Raw genomic sequence first — 21,078 nt, 5'->3', positions numbered from 1 at the left:
CGACCGGGGTGCCCGAGCCGGAATCGGTACCCGGCACCACTGTCGTACTGTTGTTCGATTCGACGCGAGTCATGTACCACCCGGATCTTGTTCGGGAATTGCGTTTCGGTCACCCAGCTGTAGGTCGGCGCCCCCGGAAACTGTCGCGGGACGCAGGAACAAACGTACGTGACCGGCGCCGGTCGCCGTGCAGTTGCCGCGGCCGCCGCGCCGGAGGCTATCGCTCGTGCAGGGCCGCCAGTACCGCCTCCGCGGTGGCGCGGCCGATACCCGGTACCTCGATGATCTCCTCGACGGTGGCCTCTTTGAGTCGCGCGACCGAACCGAAATGGGTCACCAGCGCGGTCCGCCGGGTCTCCCCGAGCCCGCGGACCGTGTCCAGTGCCGATGCCGTCATCCGCCGTGACCGTTTGCTGCGATGGAAGGTGATGGCGAACCGGTGGGCTTCGTCACGCACCCGCTGCAGCAGGTAGAGGGCCTCGCTGGTACGCGGCAACACCACCGGGTCGAGTTCGCCGGGAACCCAGACCTCTTCCAGCCGTTTGGCCAGGCCCACCACCGCGATATCGGTGATGCCGAACTCCTCGAGCACCTCCGCCGCGGCCGCCACCTGCGGCGCGCCGCCGTCGACGACGTAGAGGTTGGGCGGATAGGCGAACTTGCGCGGCCGTCCGGTCTGCGGGTCGATACCGGGCCGGGTCACGATCTCCGCGTCGGCTTCCGCACCGACCGGGCCGGAGCCGTCGTCCGCCGGCGTACCGAATTCGGGCACCTGCGCCGACCCCGCGAGATCGGCCTGTTCGGTGGCATCGCGCTCCCGGCGCAGCCGGGCGAACCGGCGCCGGGTCACCTCGGCGATACTGGCCACATCATCCGAGCGCCCCTCGCCGGCGGCCTCCCGGATCGCGTAATGGCGATAGTCGGACTTCTTGGGCAGCCCGTCCTCGAAAACCACCAGCGAGGCCACCACATCGGTGCCCTGCACATGGCTGATGTCCACACATTCGATACGCAGCGGCGCGGTATCGAGGTCGAGGGCGTCCTGGATGTCCTGTAACGCCACCGAGCGCGAGGTCAGGTCGCCGGCGCGGCGGAGTTTGTGCTGGGCCAGCGCCTCCTTCGCGTTACGCGCCACCGTCTCGGCCAGGGCCTTCTTGTCGCCGCGCTGCGGTACCCGCAACCGCACCGATGCGCCGCGCAGGGTCGACAGCCAGCGCTGGACCTCCTCGGCATCGGCCGGGAGCTCGGGGACCAGCACCTCGCGCGGTACCACCGCCGCGGCCTGGTCACCCGTGGTCTGCTCGGCCACAGCGGTCTGCTCCGCGTAGAACTGGGTGAGGAACTGTTCCACCAGCGCGGCCAGTTCACCGCCCCGCTCCGGGGTATCGGCCGCATCGCCGGATTTGTCGACCACCCAGCCACGCTGCCCACGTACCCGGCCGTCGCGGACATGGAAGATCTGCACGGCGACCTCCAGGTCGTCCCCCGCGAAGGCGATCACATCGGCGTCGGTGCCGTCGCCCAGCACGACGGCCTGTTTCTCCAGTGCCCGGCGCAGGGCCCGCACATCGTCGCGCAGCCGGGCCGCTCTCTCGAAATCGAGGTCCTCGGCGGCCGCCTGCATCCGGCGTTCCAGGTCCTTGACCATCCGGTCGGTGCGGCCCGCCAGGAAATCGCAGAAATCGTCGACGATCTGCCGGTGCTCGGCGGCGGAGACGCGGCCCACACACGGGGCCGAGCACTTGTCGATATAGCCGAGCAGACACGGGCGGCCCATCTGGCTGTGCCGTTTGAACACCCCGGCCGAGCAGGTGCGGGCAGGGAAGACGCGCAACAGCAGATCGAGAGTCTCCCGGATCGCCCAGGCATGGGCATACGGGCCGAAATAGCGCACCCCCTTCTTCCGGGCGCCCCGGTAGACGAACAGCCGCGGGTACTCCTCGTTCAGCGTGACCGCCAGTACGGGATAGGACTTGTCGTCGCGATAGCGGACGTTGAACCGCGGATCGAACTCCTTGATCCAGTTGTACTCGAGCTGCAGCGCTTCCACCTCGGTGGAGACCACGGTCCATTCCACGCTCGCGGCGGTGGTGACCATCTGGCGGGTCCGCGGATGCAGTGCGGCGATATCGGCGAAGTACGAGTTGAGCCGATTGCGCAGGCTTTTCGCTTTGCCGACATAGATGACCCGGCCGTAGGAGTCCCGGAACTTGTAGACACCGGGTTCGAGCGGAATGGAGCCGGGCTGCGGCCGGTACGTCGCGGGATCTGCCACGTATCCAGCGTAGTAGCGGCCTCGGACACATCCGGCCGCCGGTCGGCACGGGCCGCTCGCACACCGGCGACCCGGCGCCGCCGGTCCTGCCGGGGCCCACCTCATGCACCCGCGCCGCCGGTATCCGCCACCCGGCCGGTCACGGCCCGTTTCCCTCACGCGGGGCGAGTTCGGCCGCCGCTGTCGCCGTGTCCCGCTAGAGTTCGAATATGCGCCCGATACAACGGATTCGGTACGCGCTGACGGTGACGGCGCTGCTCGTGGCAGGCTCGCTCAGCGGATGCTCCGACAATACCGGGGCCGCGGGCCCCTGTACCCCGGCACCGAACGGCACCCCGGTGACCGCCGCGCCGGCCCCGGGTTCGGCGGCCCCCACCTCGCGCGACCTGGCGACCAACCCGGAGATCGCGTCGGGCTACCGCAGCGAGATGACCGCCGTCCGCACCAGCGGCTACGCCGTATCCACCGCGAACTCCCACGCGACGCGCGCGGCCTGCGAGGTGCTCCGGGCCGGCGGCACCGCGGCGGACGCGCTGATCACCGCGCAGACCGTGCTGGGGCTCACCGAGCCGCAGGCGTCGGGCCTGGGCGGTGGCGCGTTCCTGCTCTATTACGACGCGGAACACGAGACGCTGGACGCCTACGACGGCCGGGAGACCGCGCCGGCCGAAGCCACCGAGAACTACCTGCGCTGGATCAGCGATACCGACCGCACCGAACCGAAACCGGACACCCGCGCCAGCGGGCGCTCCATCGGAGTGCCGGGGGTGGTCCGGATGCTCGAGCTGGCGCACACCGAGCACGGCCATATTCCGTGGCGGGAACTGTTCGATCCCGCCGTGGCGATGGCGGACCAGGGGTTCGAGATCAGTCCACGGCTGGCCGGGCAGATCGCGGACTCCGCGGCGGAACTGGCCCGGGACCAGGCGGCGGCCGAATACTTCCTGAACCCGGACGGGTCCCCCAAGGCGGCGGGCACAATCCTCACCAATCCTACCCTGTCGAAGACCCTCACCACGGTGGCCACCGAGGGCGCGGAGGGCTTCTACACCGGGCCGATCGCCGAGGACATCGTCGCCGCGGCCGCCTCGCGGGCCGGCGGGCGCACCCCGGGTCTCCTGGAAGCCGCGGACCTCGACTCCTACCGCGCGGTGAAACGCACCCCGTTGTGCACCGGCTACCGCGTGCACGAGATCTGCGGGATGCCCGGGCCGTCCTCCGGCGGTATCACGGTGGCGGCCACGCTCGGCATCCTGGAGAACTTCGATCTTCCGGCCCTGCCGCCGCAGAATGTCGACCGTAACGGCGGTGTCCCGAAGGCCGAGGCCGTACACCTCATCGCCGAGGCCGAACGGCTCGCCTACGCCGACCGTGACAAATTCGTCGCCGATCCCGATTACGTTCCGCTGCCCGGCAATTCACCGGAGACGCTGGTGAACCCGGAGTACCTGGACAAACGCGCCGAACTCATCGACCCACGCCGGAGCATGGGCACCGCGCAGCCCGGTGATTTCGGGGCCGCGCCGGTGGGTATCGGCCCCCAGCAGCCCGAACACGGCACCAGCCATATCTCGGTGGTCGATTCCTACGGCAATGCCGCGGCCATGACCACCACCGTGGAATCGGCCTTCGGTTCCTTCCACATGGTCGACGGATTCCTGCTGAACAACCAGCTCACCGATTTCGCGACCGATCCGCTCGGCGCCGACGGGAAGCCGGTCGCCAACCGGATCGAGCCGGGAAAGCGGCCGCGCAGCTCCATGAGCCCGACCCTGGTGTTCGAGCAGGGCAACGACTCGGAGCGGGGTGCGCTCACCCATGTGGTCGGCTCTCCGGGCGGCTCGGTCATCATCCAGTTCGTTGTCAAAACTCTTGTCGGCATGCTGGATTGGGGTCTGGATCCGCAGCAGGCGGTTTCCGCGCCGGCCGTCGGCGCCGCGAATACGCCCGTCACGAATGTGGGCGGTGAGCATCCGGCGATCGACGCGAGCGACGACGGCGCCCACGACCCCCTCGTCACCCGGCTGCGCGAACGGGGCCATCAGGTCTCGGTGGCCCCGCAGACCAGCGGGCTCAGTGTGCTCGGCCGCGACGGTGACAACAGCTGGATCGGCGGGGCCGACCCCCGGCGCGAAGGTGAGGTCCTCGGCGATACCCGGTGAACCACGCCGCGCCCTGGCGGCTCACCCGCGCCGGGTGAGCCGCCGAGCGGTATCCGGTGGTCCCCTGGTGTCATGCCGAGCACCGATACCGCCGGGCTGTCCCGGGCCGAACTCACCACTCTGGCGGCCGACGCGTTCGTCTATGGTTTCCCGCTCGTCTACGACCTTCGGCAGATCGCACGGTTCACCGGAGAAGGGATAGGCGGCCTGCCGCCGACACCGCTCAACGTGTTCGGCCATGCCACCGCGCTGGCCGGGCCGCGGGACACCTTCGTCTCCGTCAACAACGACACCGTGTATTCGATCGCGAACGTCTCCACCGCGGCCGGCCCGGTGCGCTTGGACGTACCGGATACGGCGGGCCGCTACTACGTCATGCAGTTCGTCGACGCCTGGACGAACAACTTCGCCTATATCGGTCATCGCGCCACCGGCACTCTCCCGGGGGCCTATCTGCTGGTCGCGCCCGGCTGGGACGGTATGCCCCCGGAGGGCGTCACCGTCATCGAGTTCCCGACCACGGTCGCCACCATCGTGGGCCGGTGGGCCGTGGACGGGGAGTCGGATCTACCGGCGGTCCGCGCTCTTCAGAACGCCCTGCGCCTCATGCCGACCGCGGCCGCCCCGGACCTGCCCGCCCCCGCGCCGGGGGTCCCGGAGAATCTGCGTTTCTTCGAAGAGCTCCGCATCGGTATCCGAGCTTTCCCGCCCGCCGACCGTGACCGCCGCTACCAGCGGCGTTACCAGGCGCTGGGGTTGCTGGACGCCGATACGCCCTACCTCGATCTCGACCCGGAACGGGCCTCGGCACTGCGGGAGGGCCTCGCGGCCGGAAAGGAGCGCCTCGAGACGGCCGCGACCCACAGCAGCGCGCCGCGGCAGAACGGCTGGAATCTGACCTATCACATCTTCGACTACAACCTGGATTTCTTCGGTGTCGGCGCCCTCGACGATCCGCACTGGAAACTCCCCGACGACCCGGACCGCTATCTGCTGCGTGCGGGCGCGGCCCGCGCCGGACTCTGGGGCAACCACGGCTACGAGGCCGCCTACGCGATGGCCTTCACCGACGGCGACGACCGGCCGCTGCACGGCTCCCACCGCTACGAGGTGCGCTTCGCCGAGCCTCCACCCTGCGGGGCATTCTGGTCGTTGACCATGTACGACATCCCGGATTTTTTCTTGGTCGCGAACCCGATCGGACGCTACTCGCTGGGTGACCGGACGCCCGGTCTGCGGACGGTGGACGGATCGCTGACCGTGGTGGTGCAGCACGACGAACCCACCGATCCGCGGCGGCGGGCCAACTGGCTACCCGCTCCGTCCGGCCCGTTCCGGCCGATGCTGCGTATCTACGAACCGCGCGACGCCGTCTTCGACGGCAGCTACCAGCTGCCGCCGATCGTCCGGATGGAGTAGTCGGTCGTCGCCGACCGGGCCGACGAGACCCGCAGCGGCCGGAACGCAGCAGGGCGATACAGCTCGGCCGGGAGCCGACCATCGGGCCCGATCAGTCCGGCGGGGCGTACTTGACGCCGAGGTCGCGGAGCCGGTCCAGAGCTGCCGCGGCGTGCTCACCGTCGTTGGATCGCACCGCCAGCATCGGGACGTACTCGTCGTTCACCAGTTCGAGCCGGGCCCACGCCTTACGGTCCGGGAACGTCACCCCGCGGACATGCTTCCATTCGAACTCGTTGTCCCCGAGCACATTCCGGACCACGACCCCGCGCCGGCCCGCCCGCACCCGCGGGCGGGTGAGCAGCAGGACAGCCGCCGCGCCGAAGATCCCGATACACGCCATCGCGAACTGATCGACCACCCGGAAATTGACCCCGGTGTAGTCGGTCCGCAGGAAGATCCCGAACAGTACGAAGGCCACCACCAGGAGCACCGCGACGATCACCGCCGTGCGACGCGACTTCCGCGGGCGTACCTCCAGCTCCCATTCGGGAGAGCTCCCCGAGTCACCGCCGGAGGATTCCCCCCGGCGCCAGATCCGTACGACCGGCACGGCTCAGCCTGCCGCGCGCAGACCGCGGAGGGTGAGGGCGGCGTCCAAGGCGGCGGCCGCCGCCTGTTCGCCCTTGTTCTCCGCCGAATCCGGCAGTCCGGCCCGATCGAGGGCTTGCGCTTCGTCGTCGGTGGTGAGCACGCCGTTGGCGACCGGGGTGCTCTCGTCCAGCGAGACCCGGGTCAGGCCGGCGGTCACCGAATCGCAGACATAGTCGAAATGCGGGGTGCCGCCCCGGATCACCACACCGAGCGCGACCACGGCGTCATGGGTGCGGGCCAGTTCCTGGGCCAGCACCGGCAGCTCCATCGCCCCGGCGCACCGCGCGACGGTGGTGTGGCGTACCCCGGCCTCGGCGGCGACGCGTTCGGCGTTGGCGACCAGGGTGTCGCAGATCTCGGTGTGCCAGCGCGAGGCCACGATCGCCAGCCGCAGATCCTTGGCGTCGGCGAGCGCGAAGCTCGGTACTCCGGTGCCGCTCATCGGTTTCCGCCTTTCGATCCGGAGAACGTCACTGCGCTGTCTCCCCCAGATCCAGATCGTCGAGACCCACCAGGTCGTGGCCCATCCGGTCGCGTTTGGTGCGCAGATAGCGCAGGTTCTCGGCATTGGCCCGGACCGGCATCGGCACCCGTTCGGTGATCCGCAGTCCGTAGCCGTCGAGCCCGACCCGTTTGGCCGGGTTGTTGGTGAGCAGCCGCATGGACCGCAGTCCCAGATCGACCAGAATCTGCGCGCCGGTCCCGTAGTCGCGGGCATCGGCGGGCAGGCCGAGCTCGATATTGGCGTCGACCGTATCGTGGCCCGAATCCTGCAGCTGATAGGCCTGCAGCTTGTGCATGAGCCCGATACCGCGGCCTTCGTGCCCGCGCATGTAGAGCACCACGCCGCGGCCCTCGGCGGCCACCATCTCCAGGGCCGCGTCCAGCTGCGGCCCGCAGTCGCAGCGCAGCGAACCGAACACATCACCGGTCAGGCACTCCGAGTGCACCCGGACCAGCATGTCCTCGCCGTCACCGACATCCCCGCGGACCAGCGCGACATGTTCGACATCGTCGTAGATGCTCTGGTACCCGACAGCGGTGAACTCGCCGTGCACGGTCGGGATACGCGCCTGGGCGACCCGCACGACATGCTTCTCGTGCTTACGCCGCCAGGCGATCATCTCGGCGATCGAGATCAGCGCCAGTTCGTGCTCGTCGGCGAAAACCCGCAGCTCGTCGGTGCGGGCCATATGCCCGTCTTCCTTCTGGCTGACGATCTCGCAGATCACCCCGGCCGGCCGCAGCCCGGCCATCCGTGCCAGATCCACGGCGGCCTCGGTATGACCGGGCCGGCGGAGCACGCCCCCATCCTTGGCGCGTAGCGGCACCACATGACCGGGACGGGTGAAATCGTTCGGTTTGGCATCGCCGTCGGCCAGCAACCGGATGGTGGTGGCCCGGTCGGCACCGGAGATACCGGTGGTCACGCCCTCTCGGGCATCCACCGACACGGTGTACGCGGTGCCGTGCTTGTCCTGGTTCACCGCGTACATCGGCGGCAGTCCCAGCCGATCGCAATCGTCACCGGTGAGCGGTGCACAGATGTAACCCGAGGTGTAGCGGATCATGAACGCCACGAGCTCCGGGGTGGCCTTCTCCGCGGCGAAGATGAGGTCTCCCTCGTTCTCCCGGTCCTCGTCGTCGACCACGACGACCGGTTTACCGGCCGCGATATCGGCGACCGCGCGCTCGATGCTGTCGAACCTGGTCACGTCTGTAATGCTCCATCTCGATAGGTCCCGATCACACTACTGGGTCTGTTCGGCCGGTTCGGGTGCGGCCGCAGTCATCAGCCGCGCTGCTGGAGGCGCTCGACGTACTTGGCGATCACGTCGACCTCGAGATTCACGACGGTCCCGGGGGTGGATGTGCCCAGATCGGTGAGACTCAGTGTGGTCGGGATGAGCGAGACCTCGAACCAGTCCCGGTTGCCATCGGCGGCCGGTGTATCGGCCCGGCCCAGCCCGGAGACGGTGAGCGAAATGCCGTTCACGGTGATGGAGCCCTTCTCGACCACGTACCTGGCGATCGCGTCGGGCAGCGAGATCCGGACCACTTCCCAGTTGTCCGCCGGGGTCCGGGCCAGGATGGCGCCGGTGCCGTCCACGTGCCCCTGGACGATATGGCCCCCGAGCCGGCTGTTCACCGCGGCCGCGCGCTCCAGATTGACCCGCGAACCCGGTTCCAGACCGCCGATACTCGACCGGCGCAACGTCTCGCCCATGACATCGACGGTGAACGCGTCGTCGACGACGTCGACGACGGTCAGACAGACACCGTTGACCGCGATCGAATCTCCGTGTCCGGCATCGGAGGTGACCACCTTCCCGCGGATCGTCAGCCGCGCCGCGTCGGCGGATTGTTCGCGGGCGACGATTTCGCCCAGTTCCTCGACGATGCCCGTGAACATGTCTTCTCCCGTTCGCGTCGGTGTTCCGCATACGGAACGGCGGGAGTGGTACCGAGTATTCCCAGTTCGCCGTCCACGACCAGACTAGTTCCCACCCTCCGGCCCGGCCATGACGCGGACCACCCTGTGGGAGCCCCTGGTCGCGCAGCCTCGCATCACGGGAGGCGATCCGGATATTTTCCGATCGAGAGATGGCGGTCACATCCGGCCCGCATTCGGCCATACCACTTCCGACGGGCCGCGATCCGGTCCGGACCGGATCCGCCCGCGGCCTCTTTGCCCCACCGATACCGCATCGAAACCCGAAATGTTTCTCGATTTGCACGCTCACAGCGGCTGACGCAATATTGTGAGGTGACCGGTTCACCCACCTCGACCACCCCGCGGTGCGGCCCGGCGCAGCACTCGTACGAGGACGGCCACCGCCGCGGAACACCGTGTGCCACAAGCCATCACGACAACTGGATCCGCCCACAACAGTCCGGGCCGGGGAGACCTCGCACCGCCGCGGTGATCCAGCGTCTCTCGGCCCAGCGACAGTGTTGTCCGGGCACCGGATCCCCGCGGTGACCACACCCGTCGGATCCGTGCGACATCCGCCCCGGTGGATGCCCGCGCCCCGGCCGGGCACGCCACCACTCGAGGAAGCCGAACCGCCATGACCACTTTCACCGAATCCGCCCTGGAGCGACACTGCCGGCGGTACCGGGAGAAGGATCTGCTGCCCGCGGTGGTCGATCCCGCCTCCCGACGTATCCTGCTGCATGTGGGCGCCACCTACGGCGCCGTCACCATGCCGACCGAACTCGGTGAACAGGTGTTGTCACGACTGCGGGCGGCGGGGATCGCCGGACCGGTCTTCGCCCACCCCCGAGCCCGGCGCTGGACCTTCCTCACCGGTCCCACCCGGCACGAGGAATTCACCGCAACCGCGGCCGCCGAACTCTTCCGCCTCTACACCACCGTCGCCGGTACCGGCAGCCAGATCGTGCTGCCCTCACCCGATGACGAGGCCAGCGGCTACCGCCTGTGGGTCGCGGGTCCCGACGTACTGGGGACCCGGCCGCCCCAGCACGCGGTGGTCGACGCCGCACGCGAGTGCTCTGCCGGTACCCGCTGAGCCCGGGCCGATCGTAGCCGCGGGGACCGAAACGAGGCCGGCCCCCGTTCTCCCGCTTCTCGCACTTTCCGACGGCGGAACCGCCTCGGCGCACCCGATCATTCCGGAGGTGGCTCGGCCTCTCGTCGGTTCGGACCGGGCAACACTGCCCGGGCCGCCTCCTGCCAGTGCCGGGCTTCGATTGGATCGCCGCGCTGTTCGAGGAGCATTCCCAACACGCTCATACCCTCCACTCGGCCGGCTTCGGCGGAGGCACGGCACACCCGCTCGGCTTCGTCCCACTGGTCTCGCAGGATGAGGTGTGCGCGACGATGCGGCCCACGGACTTCAGCGGGTGAGCTGATGCGCCGACCGGCTCGATTCCGCCTGCCGCCGCAGCTTCTCCACCGTCGCGCCGGGATCCTCGGTGTTGTACACCGCCGAACCCGCCACGAAACAGTCGATACCGGCCGCCGCGGCCTGCTCGATGGTGTCGGCGTTGATCCCGCCGTCGATCTCCACCACCAGGCGCAACTCCCCCGCATCGACCAGACGCCGCACGATCCGGGCCTTCTCCAGCACCTCCGGAATGAACGACTGCCCGCCGAACCCGGGTTCGACACTCATCACCAGCAGCGTGTCGAAGTGGCGCAGGATCTCCAGGTACGGCTCGATGGGGGTGTTCGGCTTCACCGACAGCCCCGCTTTGGCGCCGGCGGCCCGGATATCACGGGCCACGGCCACCGGATCCTCGGTCGCCTCGGCGTGGAAAGTCACGTTGTAGGCACCCGCTTCCGCGTACGGCGGCGCCCACCGGGCCGGATCCTCGATCATCAGATGGCAGTCCAGCGGAATATCGGTGGCCTTCAGCAGGCTCTGCACCACCGGCAGCCCCAGGGTCAGATTCGGGACGAAATGCGCGTCCATCACATCGACGTGCAACCAGTCGGCGGTCGATACCGCGTCGGCCTCGTCGGCCAGCCGGGCGAAATCGGCGGACAGAATCGACGGGGCGATCATCGGGACCGGAGGACGGGTGAACGTGGGCTCGGACGCAGTCACAGCGGGAGTGTATGGCGGCGCCCGGGGCGGCGCGGGCCCGGGGCCGTGTTCGCCGGTGACGCCTCCGGCAGGGCGGGGCCGCCGGCCCTCGGGAACCGACGGGCGGCACCGAGGCCCCGGCTTCTCGGCCGGATCCCGCCTGCGGGCGTGCCCCGCCCCCCTCCTTGTGACGATGCGCCCATACACTCGGCTGCGTGATCAATACTTCGGCGGAACAAGGGCTCCACGGTGCCCCGGTGGAGATTCGGGTGGCGGCATCGGTGACGCAGTTGCCGATCGTGCGCGGTCTCGCCGAGACTCTGGTCCTGCTCAGTGATTTCACGCTGGACGAGGTCGCCGATATCCGGCTGGCGGTGGACGAGGCATGTTCCACGCTGATCGGCCTGGCGGCGCCCGAGACGAGCCTGCAGTGTGTGTTCAGCATCGGCGACACCGAATTATTGGTGCAGGTCGCCGGGGTGGCGGCGCAGGAGGGACTGCCTGACGCGCGCAGTTTCGGCTGGCACGTCCTACGTACCCTGACCGATTCGGTGGACGCCCGGCAGGACCCCTTCGATCAGCAGGTTTCCGGATATCCGACAGCGGTCGAATTCCGTCGGGTCCGGGGGAAAGCGTAGTGAGCGAGCAGGACAAGCCGCTCGAATCTCCCGAGGATGAGCACGATCGGGAATCGGCGAGCGTGGCCGACACCGCCGAAGCCGACGCCGAGGCCGATACCGAAACCCGCGAGGAGCTGGAGAAATCGTCGTCGGCGGGCGGCTACGACGATGTCGCGGATCTGTTCGTCCGGCTCGCCGGTACCGAACCGGATTCGGCGGAGCAGGCGGCGCTGCGCAACGAGTTGATCGCGCGCTGCATTCCGCTGGCCGACCATATCGCCCGGAAGTTCAGTGGCCGCGGCGAGCCGTTCGACGATCTGACCCAGGTGGCCCGGGTGGGCCTGGTGCACGCGGTGGACCGTTTCGATATCTCGCGCGGTTCGAACTTCCTGTCGTTCGCGGTGCCCACGATCATGGGCGAGGTGCGCCGGTATTTCCGGGACAACACCTGGGCGATGCGGGTGCCGCGCCGGGTCAAGGAGACCCATCTGCGGATCGGTGCGGCGGTGGATTCGCTGTCGCAGTCGCTGGGTCGTTCGCCGACGGCCAAGGAGATCGCCGCCGAGCTGGATGTCGATCCGGACGAAGTGACCCAGGCCGTTATCGCCGGTAACGCCTATCAGCCGACATCGATCGACGCCGCCTCGGTGGGACGCGATACGGACGCGTCCCTGCTGGATACGCTCGGCGAAGAGGAAGCGCAATTCGACCGGGTCGAGGAATACGTGGCGATCCGGCCGCTGCTGGCCGGATTGCCCGAGCGGGAGCGGCGGATTCTCACCATGCGGTTCTTCGAGTCGATGACCCAGACACAAATCGCGCAGCAGATGGGTATTTCGCAGATGCACGTATCGCGCATTCTCGCCAAAACGCTGGCCCGGTTGCGCGAACAGTCGTCCCGGGAGTAAGCGCCGCAGCTGTTGTGCCCGCTTCGCCGTTCGGTCTACCCTCATCTTTGAGAGTATGAGTGGGTATTTATCTCAAACGACCATTCCGAGAGCCCCCTCTTCTCCTCGAGCAACCGATCAGCCGGATCAGCCCCGTAATCCGGCGCTCCTGCGGGTCGCGCGTCGACGACGACGCGGCGGAAGGTGACGTGAGTTATGACCGCTGAAACCATCGCCCGGCAATGCACCCTGTGCGAAGCGCACTGCGGCATCCTGGTGACCGTCGAGGACACGAAAGTGGCCAAGATCGAAGGCAACCCCGACGATGTGCTGTCCAAGGGCTACATCTGTCCCAAGGCCACCGCCATGGCGGGCCTGCACGACGATCCGGACCGGCTGCGTACCCCGGTGCGCCGGGTCGGCGAGAAATTCGAGCCCATCGGCTGGGACGAGGCCTTCCGCGAGATCGGCAACCGCCTGCGCCGGGTGCGCCGGGAGCACGGACCGCATTCGGTGGGCATGTACCTCGGCAATCCGGCCGCCCACAATTCGGCGATCATGTATGCCTTCGCGCTCCGCATGGCGCTGATGACCCGCAATTTCTACACGGCCTCCTCGATCGACCAGTTCCCGCAGGAATTCGTGGCCTGGCAGATGTACGGGTCGAACTTCCTCATGCCCATCGCCGATATCGACCGCACCGACCGGATGGTGATCATCGGCGCCAACCCCGCGGTATCCAACGGATCGGTCACCACCATGCCGGGCGCCCGCGACCGCATCAAGCAGGTGCGTGCCCGCGGCGGCAAGGTCGTGGTGATCGATCCACGGCGTACCGAGACCGCCCGGCTGGCCGACGAGCACGTCTCGGTCCTGCCGGGTGGCGATCCCTATCTGCTGCTGGCCGTCCTGCACGTACTGATCACCGAGGATCTCTGCGACCGGACCGCCGTCCGGACCCAGTGCGCCGGACTGGACGAGCTGCGCGAACTGGTCGCCGGTTTCACGCCCGAGGACGCCGCCCCCTACGCCGGCGTGGACGCCGAGACGATCCGGCGGCTGGCCCGCGAGCACGCGGCCGCGAAATCGGCGGTGATGTACGCGCGTATCGGGGTGTGCCAGACGCTGACCGGCACCATCACCCACTGGCTGGTCAACACCATCAACGCGATCACCGGAAACCTCGACAGTCCGGGCGGCCAGATGTATGCCACCCCGGCCGTGGACCTGCTGCCGCTGGCGCGCCGGGTGTCGCCATCCTACGGCGCGTGGACCGACCGCTCCGGTAAGTACAAATCGTTCCGGTTCGAACTGCCGGTGGCCGCGCTGGCCTCGGAGATCCTCGACGACGGCCCGGACCGTATCCGCGCCATGATCACCTACGCGGGCAACCCGGTCCTGTCCACCCCGCAGCGCGGACAGCTCGACAAAGCGCTGGGTTCGCTTGATTTCTATGTGGCCGTGGACATGTACATCACCGAGACGACCCGGCACGCCGACATTATCCTGCCGCCGCTGTCGCCGCTGGAACGCGAGGATCTCGACATCCTGCTCACCATGTTCAGCGTGCACAACAACATTCGTTTCAACGCGCGAGCGGTCGCACCCGAGCAGGAGGGGTTGGAGGACTGGGAGATCATGGCCCGGCTGACCACCGAGATCCTGCCGCTTCCGCTGCGCTCGCTCACCGGCCGCGCCCTCAACGCGGTCTTCGCCCGGTTCAGCCCGCTGCGGGCCGCGGCACTCGGTGTCGCGGTCGGCCCGCACGGCGTACTGCGCCGGGGCCGTAAGGGCGTGACCGTGCAGAAGGTACGCGAAGCCCGCGGCGGTATCGACCTGGGCCCGCTGCAGCCGCGGCTGCATTCGCTCATCGCCACCGCCGACCGCAAAGTCCAGCTGGCACCGCGGCAGTTCATCACCGAGGCGCGCCGGCTCCTCGACGAGGCACGCGGGGGCGGCGCGGACCGCGACCTCGGTTTCGATCTGCGTCTCATCGGCCGGCGCCATCTGCGCAGCAACAACTCCTGGCTGCACAATGTGCCGTCGATGGTGAAGGGCCGCGACCGCTGCACCGCGCTCATGCATCCGCAGGACGCGACCGCGCGCGGACTGTCCGACGGCGGCCGGGTCACGGTGAGCTCACCCATCGGCTCGATCGTGGTGCCGGTGGAGATCAGCGACGAGATCCGGCCGGGTACGGTCGCCATCCCGCACGGGTGGGGTCACGGCGAGCCGGGTGTCGGCTGGACCATCGCGGCCGCGGTGCCGGGCGCGAACGTGAACCTGCTGCACGATCCGGAACAGGTGGACCGTATCTCCGGTAATGCCGCGGTCAACAGCACCTGGGTGAAGGTCCACGCCGTATAGGCGGTGCCCGCCGAGGGCCGGGACCATGCCGGCTCACCCCCGCGACCCCCGGTGGGGGCATACGTCACAGGTCGCGCTCGCGGGCACGCCGTAATCGCGCGGGCGCGACCAGCCACCAAGCCGCGTCCAACAGTTCGCGCAACTGCCCGGGATCGACCCGGTGGAGGTCGATGAGGATGTAGGGATAGCCGTCGTAGTGCGGGGTGGTGTAGAAGGCTGGGTCGCCGGAGGCCAGCAGCGCCCCCTTCTCCACCATCTCGCAGCGCAGCGCGAGACCGCCCTCGGCTTCGGTACGCAACCGCGCGAAACTCTTGCCCGCCGCTTTCAGAGCCGGGGTGCGGTAGGAGGTCGATTCGGCGACCTCCGGCAGCTCGGTGGCCATCCGTACCACGTGCGCCCAGGTGATACCCATAGCGACAGTGTGCCGGGCGCGGACGCGGCAGGTTCGGAAATCCGGCGCTACTCGCGCGCGCCCGGCGGTTACCCCGGTTTGCGCAGCGCGGCCACGAACATGGCGTCGGTCCCGTGCCGGTGCGGCCACAACTGGACCGCCGGGCCCGCGCCGAGCCCGGTGACCCCGGGTAGCAGTGGGCGGGCGTCGAGCTGTTCGGCACCGGTGCGGCGAACCGTATCCGCTACTACGGCAACGGTTTCCGGCAGATGAGGCGAGCAGGTGGAGTACACCACCACACCACCGGGGCGCACCAGGTCCCAGGCCGCGGTCAGCAGTTCGCGCTGGAGAGCAACCAGATCGGCGATATCGGCGGGAGTTCGCCGCCACCGGGCCTCCGGACGGCGGCGCAGCGCGCCGAGGCCGGTACACGGGGCGTCCACCAGGATGCGGTCGTAGCCGGCGGCCAGGCCGCTGTCGCGGCCGTCGGCGATATGCACCTGTACGGGCAGCCCGCGCGTCGCGGTACGGACCAGTTCGGCCCGGTGCCGGGCCGGCTCGACCGCGTCGACCCGGAAACCGTCGATATCGGCCAGCGCTCCGAGCAGCACCGTCTTTCCGCCCGGACCCGCGCACAGGTCCAGCCAGCGGCCGCCGTCGGTGCCGTGCAGCGGGGCGCGGGTGAGCGCCAGGGCCACCAGCTGACTGCCCTCGTCCTGGACCGCGGCCATGCCCTCCCGCACGGGTTCCAGCGCGCCCGGGTCACCGCCCTCCAGGTACACCGCGTACGGCGACCACCGGCCCTCCTCGCCACCGGTGACCAGCGCGAGTTCCTCGGCGGTGATATCGCCGGGCCGCGCCACCAGGTGCACCAGCGGCCGGGCGTCGTCCGCGGCGAGCAGCTCCGGCAGTTCATCCGCGTCCGCGCCCAGCGCATCGGCGAACGCCTGCGCGATCCACCTCGGATGGGCGTATTCGAAGGCCATGCGGCCGATCGGATCGGCGGGGGCGAGCCGCTCGATCCACTCCTGCGCACTCCGCTCGGCGACGCGGCGCAGCACCGCGTTGACGAAACCGGCACGCCCCGTACCGGATTCGGCACGGGCGAATTCGACCGCGGTGTGCACCGCGGCGTGCGGTTCGACCCGGGTGCGCAGCAACTGGTAGGCGCCGAGGCGCAGGATATCCAGCAGCGAGCCGTCGATCTCGTCGATCTCACGTCCGGCGCAGTCGGCGATCACCGCGTCGAGCACGCCCAGGGCCCGGCACGCTCCGTAACCGAGTTCGGTGGCCAGAGCCGCGTCACGTCCCTCCACGCGATACTCGCGCAGCAGTCCGGGCAGCACCAGGTTGGCGTAGGCGTCCCGGTCACGGACGGCGCGCAGGGTCTCCAGCGCCACGGTGCGCGCCGGGTCCGCCGGAGTGCGCGCGGCACCATGACCCCGGCCGGGCCGGTCCCGGACCGGACCATCGGCCCGTTTCCCGGCGCCGCGGCCCTGCGCGGCCGCCGCCGAGCCGCGGCGCCGATCCCCGCGCCGGTCGTCCCGGCTGTCATCCGTTCCTTTCCGGGCGGCATCGGTGCCCGCGGCGGCTTTACTCCGGCCGGGGCGGTCGGACGCTCCGGCCGGGCGATGACCCCGACTCACACCGGTTTCCCGGTCGGGACGGCGACCGCCACCCGTGCTGCGACCGGGCTCGGCCTCGCGGTCCGGCGGCTTCCCGCGGCCCCCGCCGGGCTCACCGTATCCCCTGGTTTCGGGTCGATCCCGGCGTCGGCGTGGATCGGCGATGGCCTCGCGGTTACCCCGGGCTTCCGCGGCCGGACGATCTCCGCGGGGACCGGCCGGGCGGTCACCGGTCGGCCGCCGGTCGGTACGGGAACCGCCCTCGCGCCGATCCTGCCGGGAGCCGGCCGGAGGTTCGCCCCGGCGGAAACCTGCCGAGCGCTGGTCCTGCCGGGCCCCGCCCGACCGCTCGCCCTGCCGGGCATCATCTGCACGCTCGCCCCGGCGGAAACCGCCCGGACTCCGGTCCGGCGCGGACCCGGACGCACGCTCGCCGCCGCGAGCACCGCCCTCGCTCCGATCCTGCCGGGGTTCGTCCGGTCGCCGGCCCGGCCCGCCGCCCGGCCCGACACCACCCCGGCGCTCCGGCGATTCGTTGTCCGGGGCCTCGGATTCGACCACGCGGGGGTCGGCGTGGCGCCGGAAGCCCCGGGGCCGATCGCCGCTCGAGCCGGTCATTCGACCACCGCGCCGGGTGCCAGACGGGCGCCGCGCGCCCAATCGAGTGCGGCCATCATCCGTTTACCCTGCGGTTGCACCTGGTCCAGCCGCACCGCGGTGGTGGCGGTACCGACGAGAACACCGGTTTTGCGCACCTCGATCTGCCGCTCGGGCAGCACCTCTTCGACCAGCTCCACCGGACCCAGCTTGAGACGGTTCCCGGCGACCGTGGTCCAGGCGCCGGGGAACGGAGTCACCGCCCGGATGGCGCGGCCGACGGCCAGCGCGGGCTGATCCCAGCGGACCTGTGCCGCCTCGACGGTGATCTTGGGTGCGTAGGAGACTCCGTCCGCCGGTTGCGGAATCGCCTGCAGAGTGCCGTCCTCGACACCGTCGAGGGTCTGCTCCAGCAGCGCCGCGCCGCTGTCGGACAGCCGGCCCAGGAGATCGGCGGCGGTATCGGTGACCGCGATCCGCTCGGTCACCACGCCGTAGACCGGTCCGGTGTCCAGACCGGTCTCGATCCGGAAAGTGGACGCGCCGGTGATCTCGTCGCCGGCCGCGATGGCGGCCTGGACCGGTGCCGCGCCGCGCCAGGCGGGCAGCAGCGAGAAATGCAGATTGATCCAGCCGTACTTCGGGATCTCCAGCACCCGCGGCGGTAGCAGCGCGCCGTAGGCGACCACCGGGCAGCAGTCCGGCGCCAGCTCCGCGAGCGCCTCGACGAATTCGGGATCGCCGGGCTTACCCGGGGTGAGGACCGGAATACCGTGTTCGTCGGCGAGTTGCCCGACCGGTGAGCGTTTCAGCTTCCGGCCACGCCCGGCGACGGCGTCCGGCCGCGTCACCACGGCGACCACCTCGTGCCGGGAATCGAGGAGCCGGCGCAGCGACGGGACCGCCGGGTCGGGAGTACCGGCGAAGACGATCCGCATCAGCGGTCCCGCTCGGCGAGGGCGCGGCTCGGCCGGACGGTCAGCCCGGCGATGAACCAGTCGGATTCACGGATGGTGCGCATGGCCTGCTTCCGGTCGGGGGGATCGAGCCGGTCGATGAACAGAGTGCCGTCCAGATGATCTGTTTCGTGCTGCACACAGCGCGCCAGCAGTCCGTCGGCCTCGAATTCGACCGGGTTGCCGTCCACATCCACGCCGGTCGCCCGCACCCGCATGGCCCGCCTCGTATCGTGATTGACCCCCGGGATCGACAGGCAGCCCTCCGGACCGATCTGTTCCTCCTCGTCCAGCGCGGTCCAGCTCGGGTTGATCAGATGCCCGCGGGCGTCGCGGGTGTCGTAGACGAACACGCGCAGGCCGACACCGATCTGCGGGGCCGCCATCCCCACTCCGCCGTCGTCGTACATGGTGTCGGTCAGGTCGGTCACCAGCTGCCGCAGTTCGGGGCCGAACTCGGTGACCTCCGCCGCGCGGGCTCGCAGGATCGGATCGCCGAAGAGGCGGACGGACTGGACGGTCACGGTAGCTCCCGAAGACATGTGGCAGGGCAGGAAGGTTTCATTCTAGGTAGCCCGGCACGACCGTGCTCAGGGCGTCCGCGCACACCTCCGGTCCGCTCCGCATGGACGGCCCACGCGGCCGGATCCCACGCGCCGGTTCCGGAGCGCGTGCGAGGTGCGGGCGGCCGTCCCGAGAACGACGACCACGAGGGCCCGCGCCGCCGGAGGCGACGCCGTCGACCCGGCCTCAGATGTTCCCGCCGATGATCACCTGGGGTATGCCGGTGCCGAGCGATACCGGGACGCACACCGGTCCGGGGGCGTGTTCGGGGTCGAGGGCCTGGAACAGCAACTGGAACACGTACGGGTCGTAGACCATGTGGAAATGGCCGGTGAGGTCGACCGGGCAGCGGTCCTGCAGGACGATGTTGTGTGCCCCCGGCCCGCGCAGCGCGATATTGCCGAAGGGCTGGATCACTTCGTCGACCCGGCTGCCGACCGTGGTGTAGCGCACCCCCGGAACGGTGTCGCCGCCCGCGTTGAGTTCCCGCATGAACGGTGAACCCTGCACCTGCTGGACCGCCGCCACGGAGACCGCCCGGGTCGCCAGGTCCATCGCGCCCGGAAGCTGCTCGGCGACCGGGACCAGGCCGTACAGCACCCCGCCGTAGGTGGGCGACGCCAGACCGACCCAGTTGCCGACGTGGGGCGCGCCGCCGAGTTTGTTGATGTAGTAGCGAGTGACATTGGCGCCCTGGGAGAATCCGACCAGATCGACCTGCCGGGCTCCCGTCGCGGCGCGTACCTCGTCGACGAACTGCGCGATCTGGTAAGCGCTGAGCACGATGTCCTCGGTGCCGTAGGTACCGGCGCCCGGTTTACCACCGTAATTCAGCGCGAAGACGCAGAAGCCGTGGTCCACGAGCTGCGGCCCGATGACCGACCAGTCGGTGTAGGCGCTCGCGTCGGTGCCGTGCGCGAGGATCACCGGCCGCGGATGGGCCGCGTCCGGGACACATCCGAAATCGTTGACGCCGCGGGGCACCGCGTCCGGATGGGATTTCATATAGAGCACCGCGCCCAGCTGGTCGGGTTGCGGTGGAGCGGGGTCCGTGGGGACCGACGCGGGGAGGTAACCGGCCGGCTGAGCGGTGCTCTCGACACTCGCGAGCAACACCGACCCAGCCAGTGCGACAGCCACGGTCACCGCCCGCAGGACACGCCTGCCGGTTTGTGAACCGTCCCGCCCCGTCGGCCATCGAAGTTGTTTCACAACACAATCTTCCACCCTGCCGGCGCGGCGGAGAACCGGAGCCGGAGGTCTTGATCACCCCGTTACTTTCCGGAATCCTCGTCTCCGGCGAGGATGCGGTACAACGCCTTCCGGGCATCGGTGAGCACCTCGGCCGCCTTGGCCGCCTGCTCCGGGGTACCTGCCGCCGCCACCTGCGCGACCGCGCCCATGAGCGGGCCGATCAGGGCCCGCAGATCGCTGGTGTGCGCGCCGACTCCTTCCTTGACGTCGGCCCACGGGTCCCCGAGCTCCGCCCGGTTCTCCGTCACATGAGCTGTCCCTGTCTCGGTCAGTTGCGCGGTCTTGCGGCCGGCAACTTTCTCGATGGTGATCAGACCCTCGTCCTCCAACTGCGACAGCGCCGGATAAATGGATCCGGGGCTGGGCCGCCAGAGGTCGTCACTGCGTTCGCGGATCTGCTGGATCAGCTCGTAGCCGTGCATGGGGCGCTCCGCGAGCAGCAGCAGGATCGCCGCCCGTACATCGCCGCGCCGGCCCCGGCCGCCCCGGCCGCGCCCGCGTCCGAATCCCGAGCCGAAACCCGGTCCGAATCCGGGGCCGAACCCGGGACCGAAGTCCCCGCCGAACCCTGGGCCGAAACCGGGCGGGCCACCGTGCCGGAACGGACCGCCCGGACCGAAACCGCCCGGACGTGGGCCGCGCCCACGACGCCCGTGACCCGGGCGAAATTCTGTGTTCTCGATGTTCTCCATAGCAGCCTCCTGAGCTACTCGATCGGTTGACGTAGCATCGACGATATATCGACAATCTATCCAACGCAACCTCTGCCGGATTA

At 69.6% G+C, this 21,078-nt stretch carries 18 protein-coding genes; 6 read left to right on the top strand and 12 right to left on the bottom strand.

Going from position 1 to position 21,078, the window contains the following annotated elements; translation table 11 throughout:
• Window positions 1-217: 217 nt before the first annotated feature.
• Window positions 218-2,275, bottom strand: a complete 2,058-nt coding sequence (uvrC, locus tag AB0H42_RS21850) for an excinuclease ABC subunit UvrC (protein ID WP_357058433.1) — start codon at window positions 2,273-2,275, stop codon at window positions 218-220.
• A gap of 209 nt (window positions 2,276-2,484) precedes the next feature.
• Here uvrC and AB0H42_RS21845 point away from each other — a divergent pair, with 209 nt between their 5' ends.
• Together AB0H42_RS21845 and AB0H42_RS21840 are read left to right on the top strand one after the other, a co-directional pair.
• Window positions 2,485-4,437: a gamma-glutamyltransferase family protein gene (locus AB0H42_RS21845; protein ID WP_357058431.1), complete on the top strand. Its 1,953-nt coding sequence runs from the start codon at window positions 2,485-2,487 to the stop codon at window positions 4,435-4,437.
• A 72-nt stretch (window positions 4,438-4,509) separates the two neighbouring features.
• Complete coding sequence (locus tag AB0H42_RS21840; RefSeq protein WP_357058429.1) at window positions 4,510-5,856, top strand: DUF1254 domain-containing protein; 1,347 nt, start codon at window positions 4,510-4,512, stop codon at window positions 5,854-5,856.
• A 91-nt stretch (window positions 5,857-5,947) separates the two neighbouring features.
• On the opposite strand, the gene AB0H42_RS21835 is transcribed toward AB0H42_RS21840, so the two are convergent.
• From AB0H42_RS21835 to AB0H42_RS21820, 4 genes are all read right to left on the bottom strand, one after another.
• Window positions 5,948-6,433, bottom strand: a complete 486-nt coding sequence (locus tag AB0H42_RS21835; RefSeq protein WP_357058541.1) for a PH domain-containing protein — start codon at window positions 6,431-6,433, stop codon at window positions 5,948-5,950.
• Between the two features lie 18 nt (window positions 6,434-6,451).
• A complete protein-coding gene (gene ribH, locus AB0H42_RS21830; protein ID WP_063038923.1) occupies window positions 6,452-6,931 on the bottom strand; it encodes a 6,7-dimethyl-8-ribityllumazine synthase in 480 nt (159 codons plus the stop codon).
• Between the two features lie 28 nt (window positions 6,932-6,959).
• Entirely contained in the window at window positions 6,960-8,204 is a 1,245-nt protein-coding gene (locus AB0H42_RS21825; protein ID WP_265804754.1) for a bifunctional 3,4-dihydroxy-2-butanone-4-phosphate synthase/GTP cyclohydrolase II, read from the bottom strand.
• 77 nt (window positions 8,205-8,281) lie between these two features.
• On the bottom strand, window positions 8,282-8,902 hold the full coding sequence (locus tag AB0H42_RS21820; protein ID WP_357058427.1) for a riboflavin synthase: 621 nt from the start codon (window positions 8,900-8,902) through the stop codon (window positions 8,282-8,284).
• A gap of 658 nt (window positions 8,903-9,560) precedes the next feature.
• Here AB0H42_RS21820 and AB0H42_RS21815 point away from each other — a divergent pair.
• Window positions 9,561-10,022, top strand: coding sequence for a hypothetical protein (locus AB0H42_RS21815; protein ID WP_357058425.1), 462 nt, complete (start codon window positions 9,561-9,563; stop codon window positions 10,020-10,022).
• A 327-nt stretch (window positions 10,023-10,349) separates the two neighbouring features.
• On the opposite strand, the gene rpe is transcribed toward AB0H42_RS21815, so the two are convergent.
• Window positions 10,350-11,021, bottom strand: a complete 672-nt coding sequence (rpe, locus tag AB0H42_RS21810; RefSeq protein WP_357058539.1) for a ribulose-phosphate 3-epimerase — start codon at window positions 11,019-11,021, stop codon at window positions 10,350-10,352.
• 236 nt (window positions 11,022-11,257) lie between these two features.
• Between rpe and AB0H42_RS21805 the strand changes: the two genes are divergently transcribed.
• The 3 genes from AB0H42_RS21805 (at window position 11,258) to AB0H42_RS21795 (ending at window position 14,916) form a co-directional block, all read left to right on the top strand.
• Complete coding sequence (locus tag AB0H42_RS21805; RefSeq protein ID WP_357058423.1) at window positions 11,258-11,680, top strand: anti-sigma factor; 423 nt, start codon at window positions 11,258-11,260, stop codon at window positions 11,678-11,680.
• Between the two features lie 62 nt (window positions 11,681-11,742).
• The gene (locus AB0H42_RS21800) at window positions 11,743-12,570 is read left to right on the top strand and encodes a SigB/SigF/SigG family RNA polymerase sigma factor (protein ID WP_357058537.1); all 828 of its coding nucleotides are present in this window, start codon (window positions 11,743-11,745) and stop codon (window positions 12,568-12,570) included.
• A gap of 195 nt (window positions 12,571-12,765) precedes the next feature.
• Window positions 12,766-14,916, top strand: a complete 2,151-nt coding sequence (locus AB0H42_RS21795) for a molybdopterin oxidoreductase family protein (protein ID WP_357058422.1) — start codon at window positions 12,766-12,768, stop codon at window positions 14,914-14,916.
• Window positions 14,917-14,980: 64 nt separating this feature from the next.
• On the opposite strand, the gene AB0H42_RS21790 is transcribed toward AB0H42_RS21795, so the two are convergent.
• From AB0H42_RS21790 to AB0H42_RS21765, 6 genes are all read right to left on the bottom strand, one after another.
• Window positions 14,981-15,328 carry an MmcQ/YjbR family DNA-binding protein gene (locus AB0H42_RS21790; RefSeq protein WP_357058420.1) on the bottom strand — a complete coding sequence of 116 codons (348 nt, stop codon included), beginning with the start codon at window positions 15,326-15,328 and terminating at the stop codon, window positions 14,981-14,983.
• A gap of 68 nt (window positions 15,329-15,396) precedes the next feature.
• Window positions 15,397-16,953, bottom strand: a complete 1,557-nt coding sequence (locus tag AB0H42_RS21785) for a transcription antitermination factor NusB (RefSeq protein ID WP_357058418.1) — start codon at window positions 16,951-16,953, stop codon at window positions 15,397-15,399.
• 593 nt (window positions 16,954-17,546) lie between these two features.
• On the bottom strand, window positions 17,547-18,467 hold the full coding sequence (gene fmt / locus AB0H42_RS21780) for a methionyl-tRNA formyltransferase (protein WP_357058416.1): 921 nt from the start codon (window positions 18,465-18,467) through the stop codon (window positions 17,547-17,549).
• A complete protein-coding gene (def, locus tag AB0H42_RS21775) occupies window positions 18,467-19,009 on the bottom strand; it encodes a peptide deformylase (protein WP_357058414.1) in 543 nt (180 codons plus the stop codon). The genes fmt and def overlap by 1 nt, the downstream gene beginning before the upstream one ends.
• Window positions 19,010-19,235: 226 nt before the next feature.
• The gene (locus AB0H42_RS21770) at window positions 19,236-20,189 is read right to left on the bottom strand and encodes an alpha/beta fold hydrolase (RefSeq protein WP_357058535.1); all 954 of its coding nucleotides are present in this window, start codon (window positions 20,187-20,189) and stop codon (window positions 19,236-19,238) included.
• A 134-nt stretch (window positions 20,190-20,323) separates the two neighbouring features.
• Window positions 20,324-20,995, bottom strand: coding sequence for a PadR family transcriptional regulator (locus AB0H42_RS21765; protein WP_357058412.1), 672 nt, complete (start codon window positions 20,993-20,995; stop codon window positions 20,324-20,326).
• Between the last annotated feature and the right edge of the window lie 83 nt (window positions 20,996-21,078).

This window comes from Nocardia sp. NPDC050799 (assembly GCF_040654015.1).
In the GTDB taxonomy this organism is placed as follows: domain Bacteria; phylum Actinomycetota; class Actinomycetes; order Mycobacteriales; family Mycobacteriaceae; genus Nocardia.
Note: the sequence above shows the minus strand (reverse complement) of the source record. Positions and strands in the feature narration are given on the sequence as shown.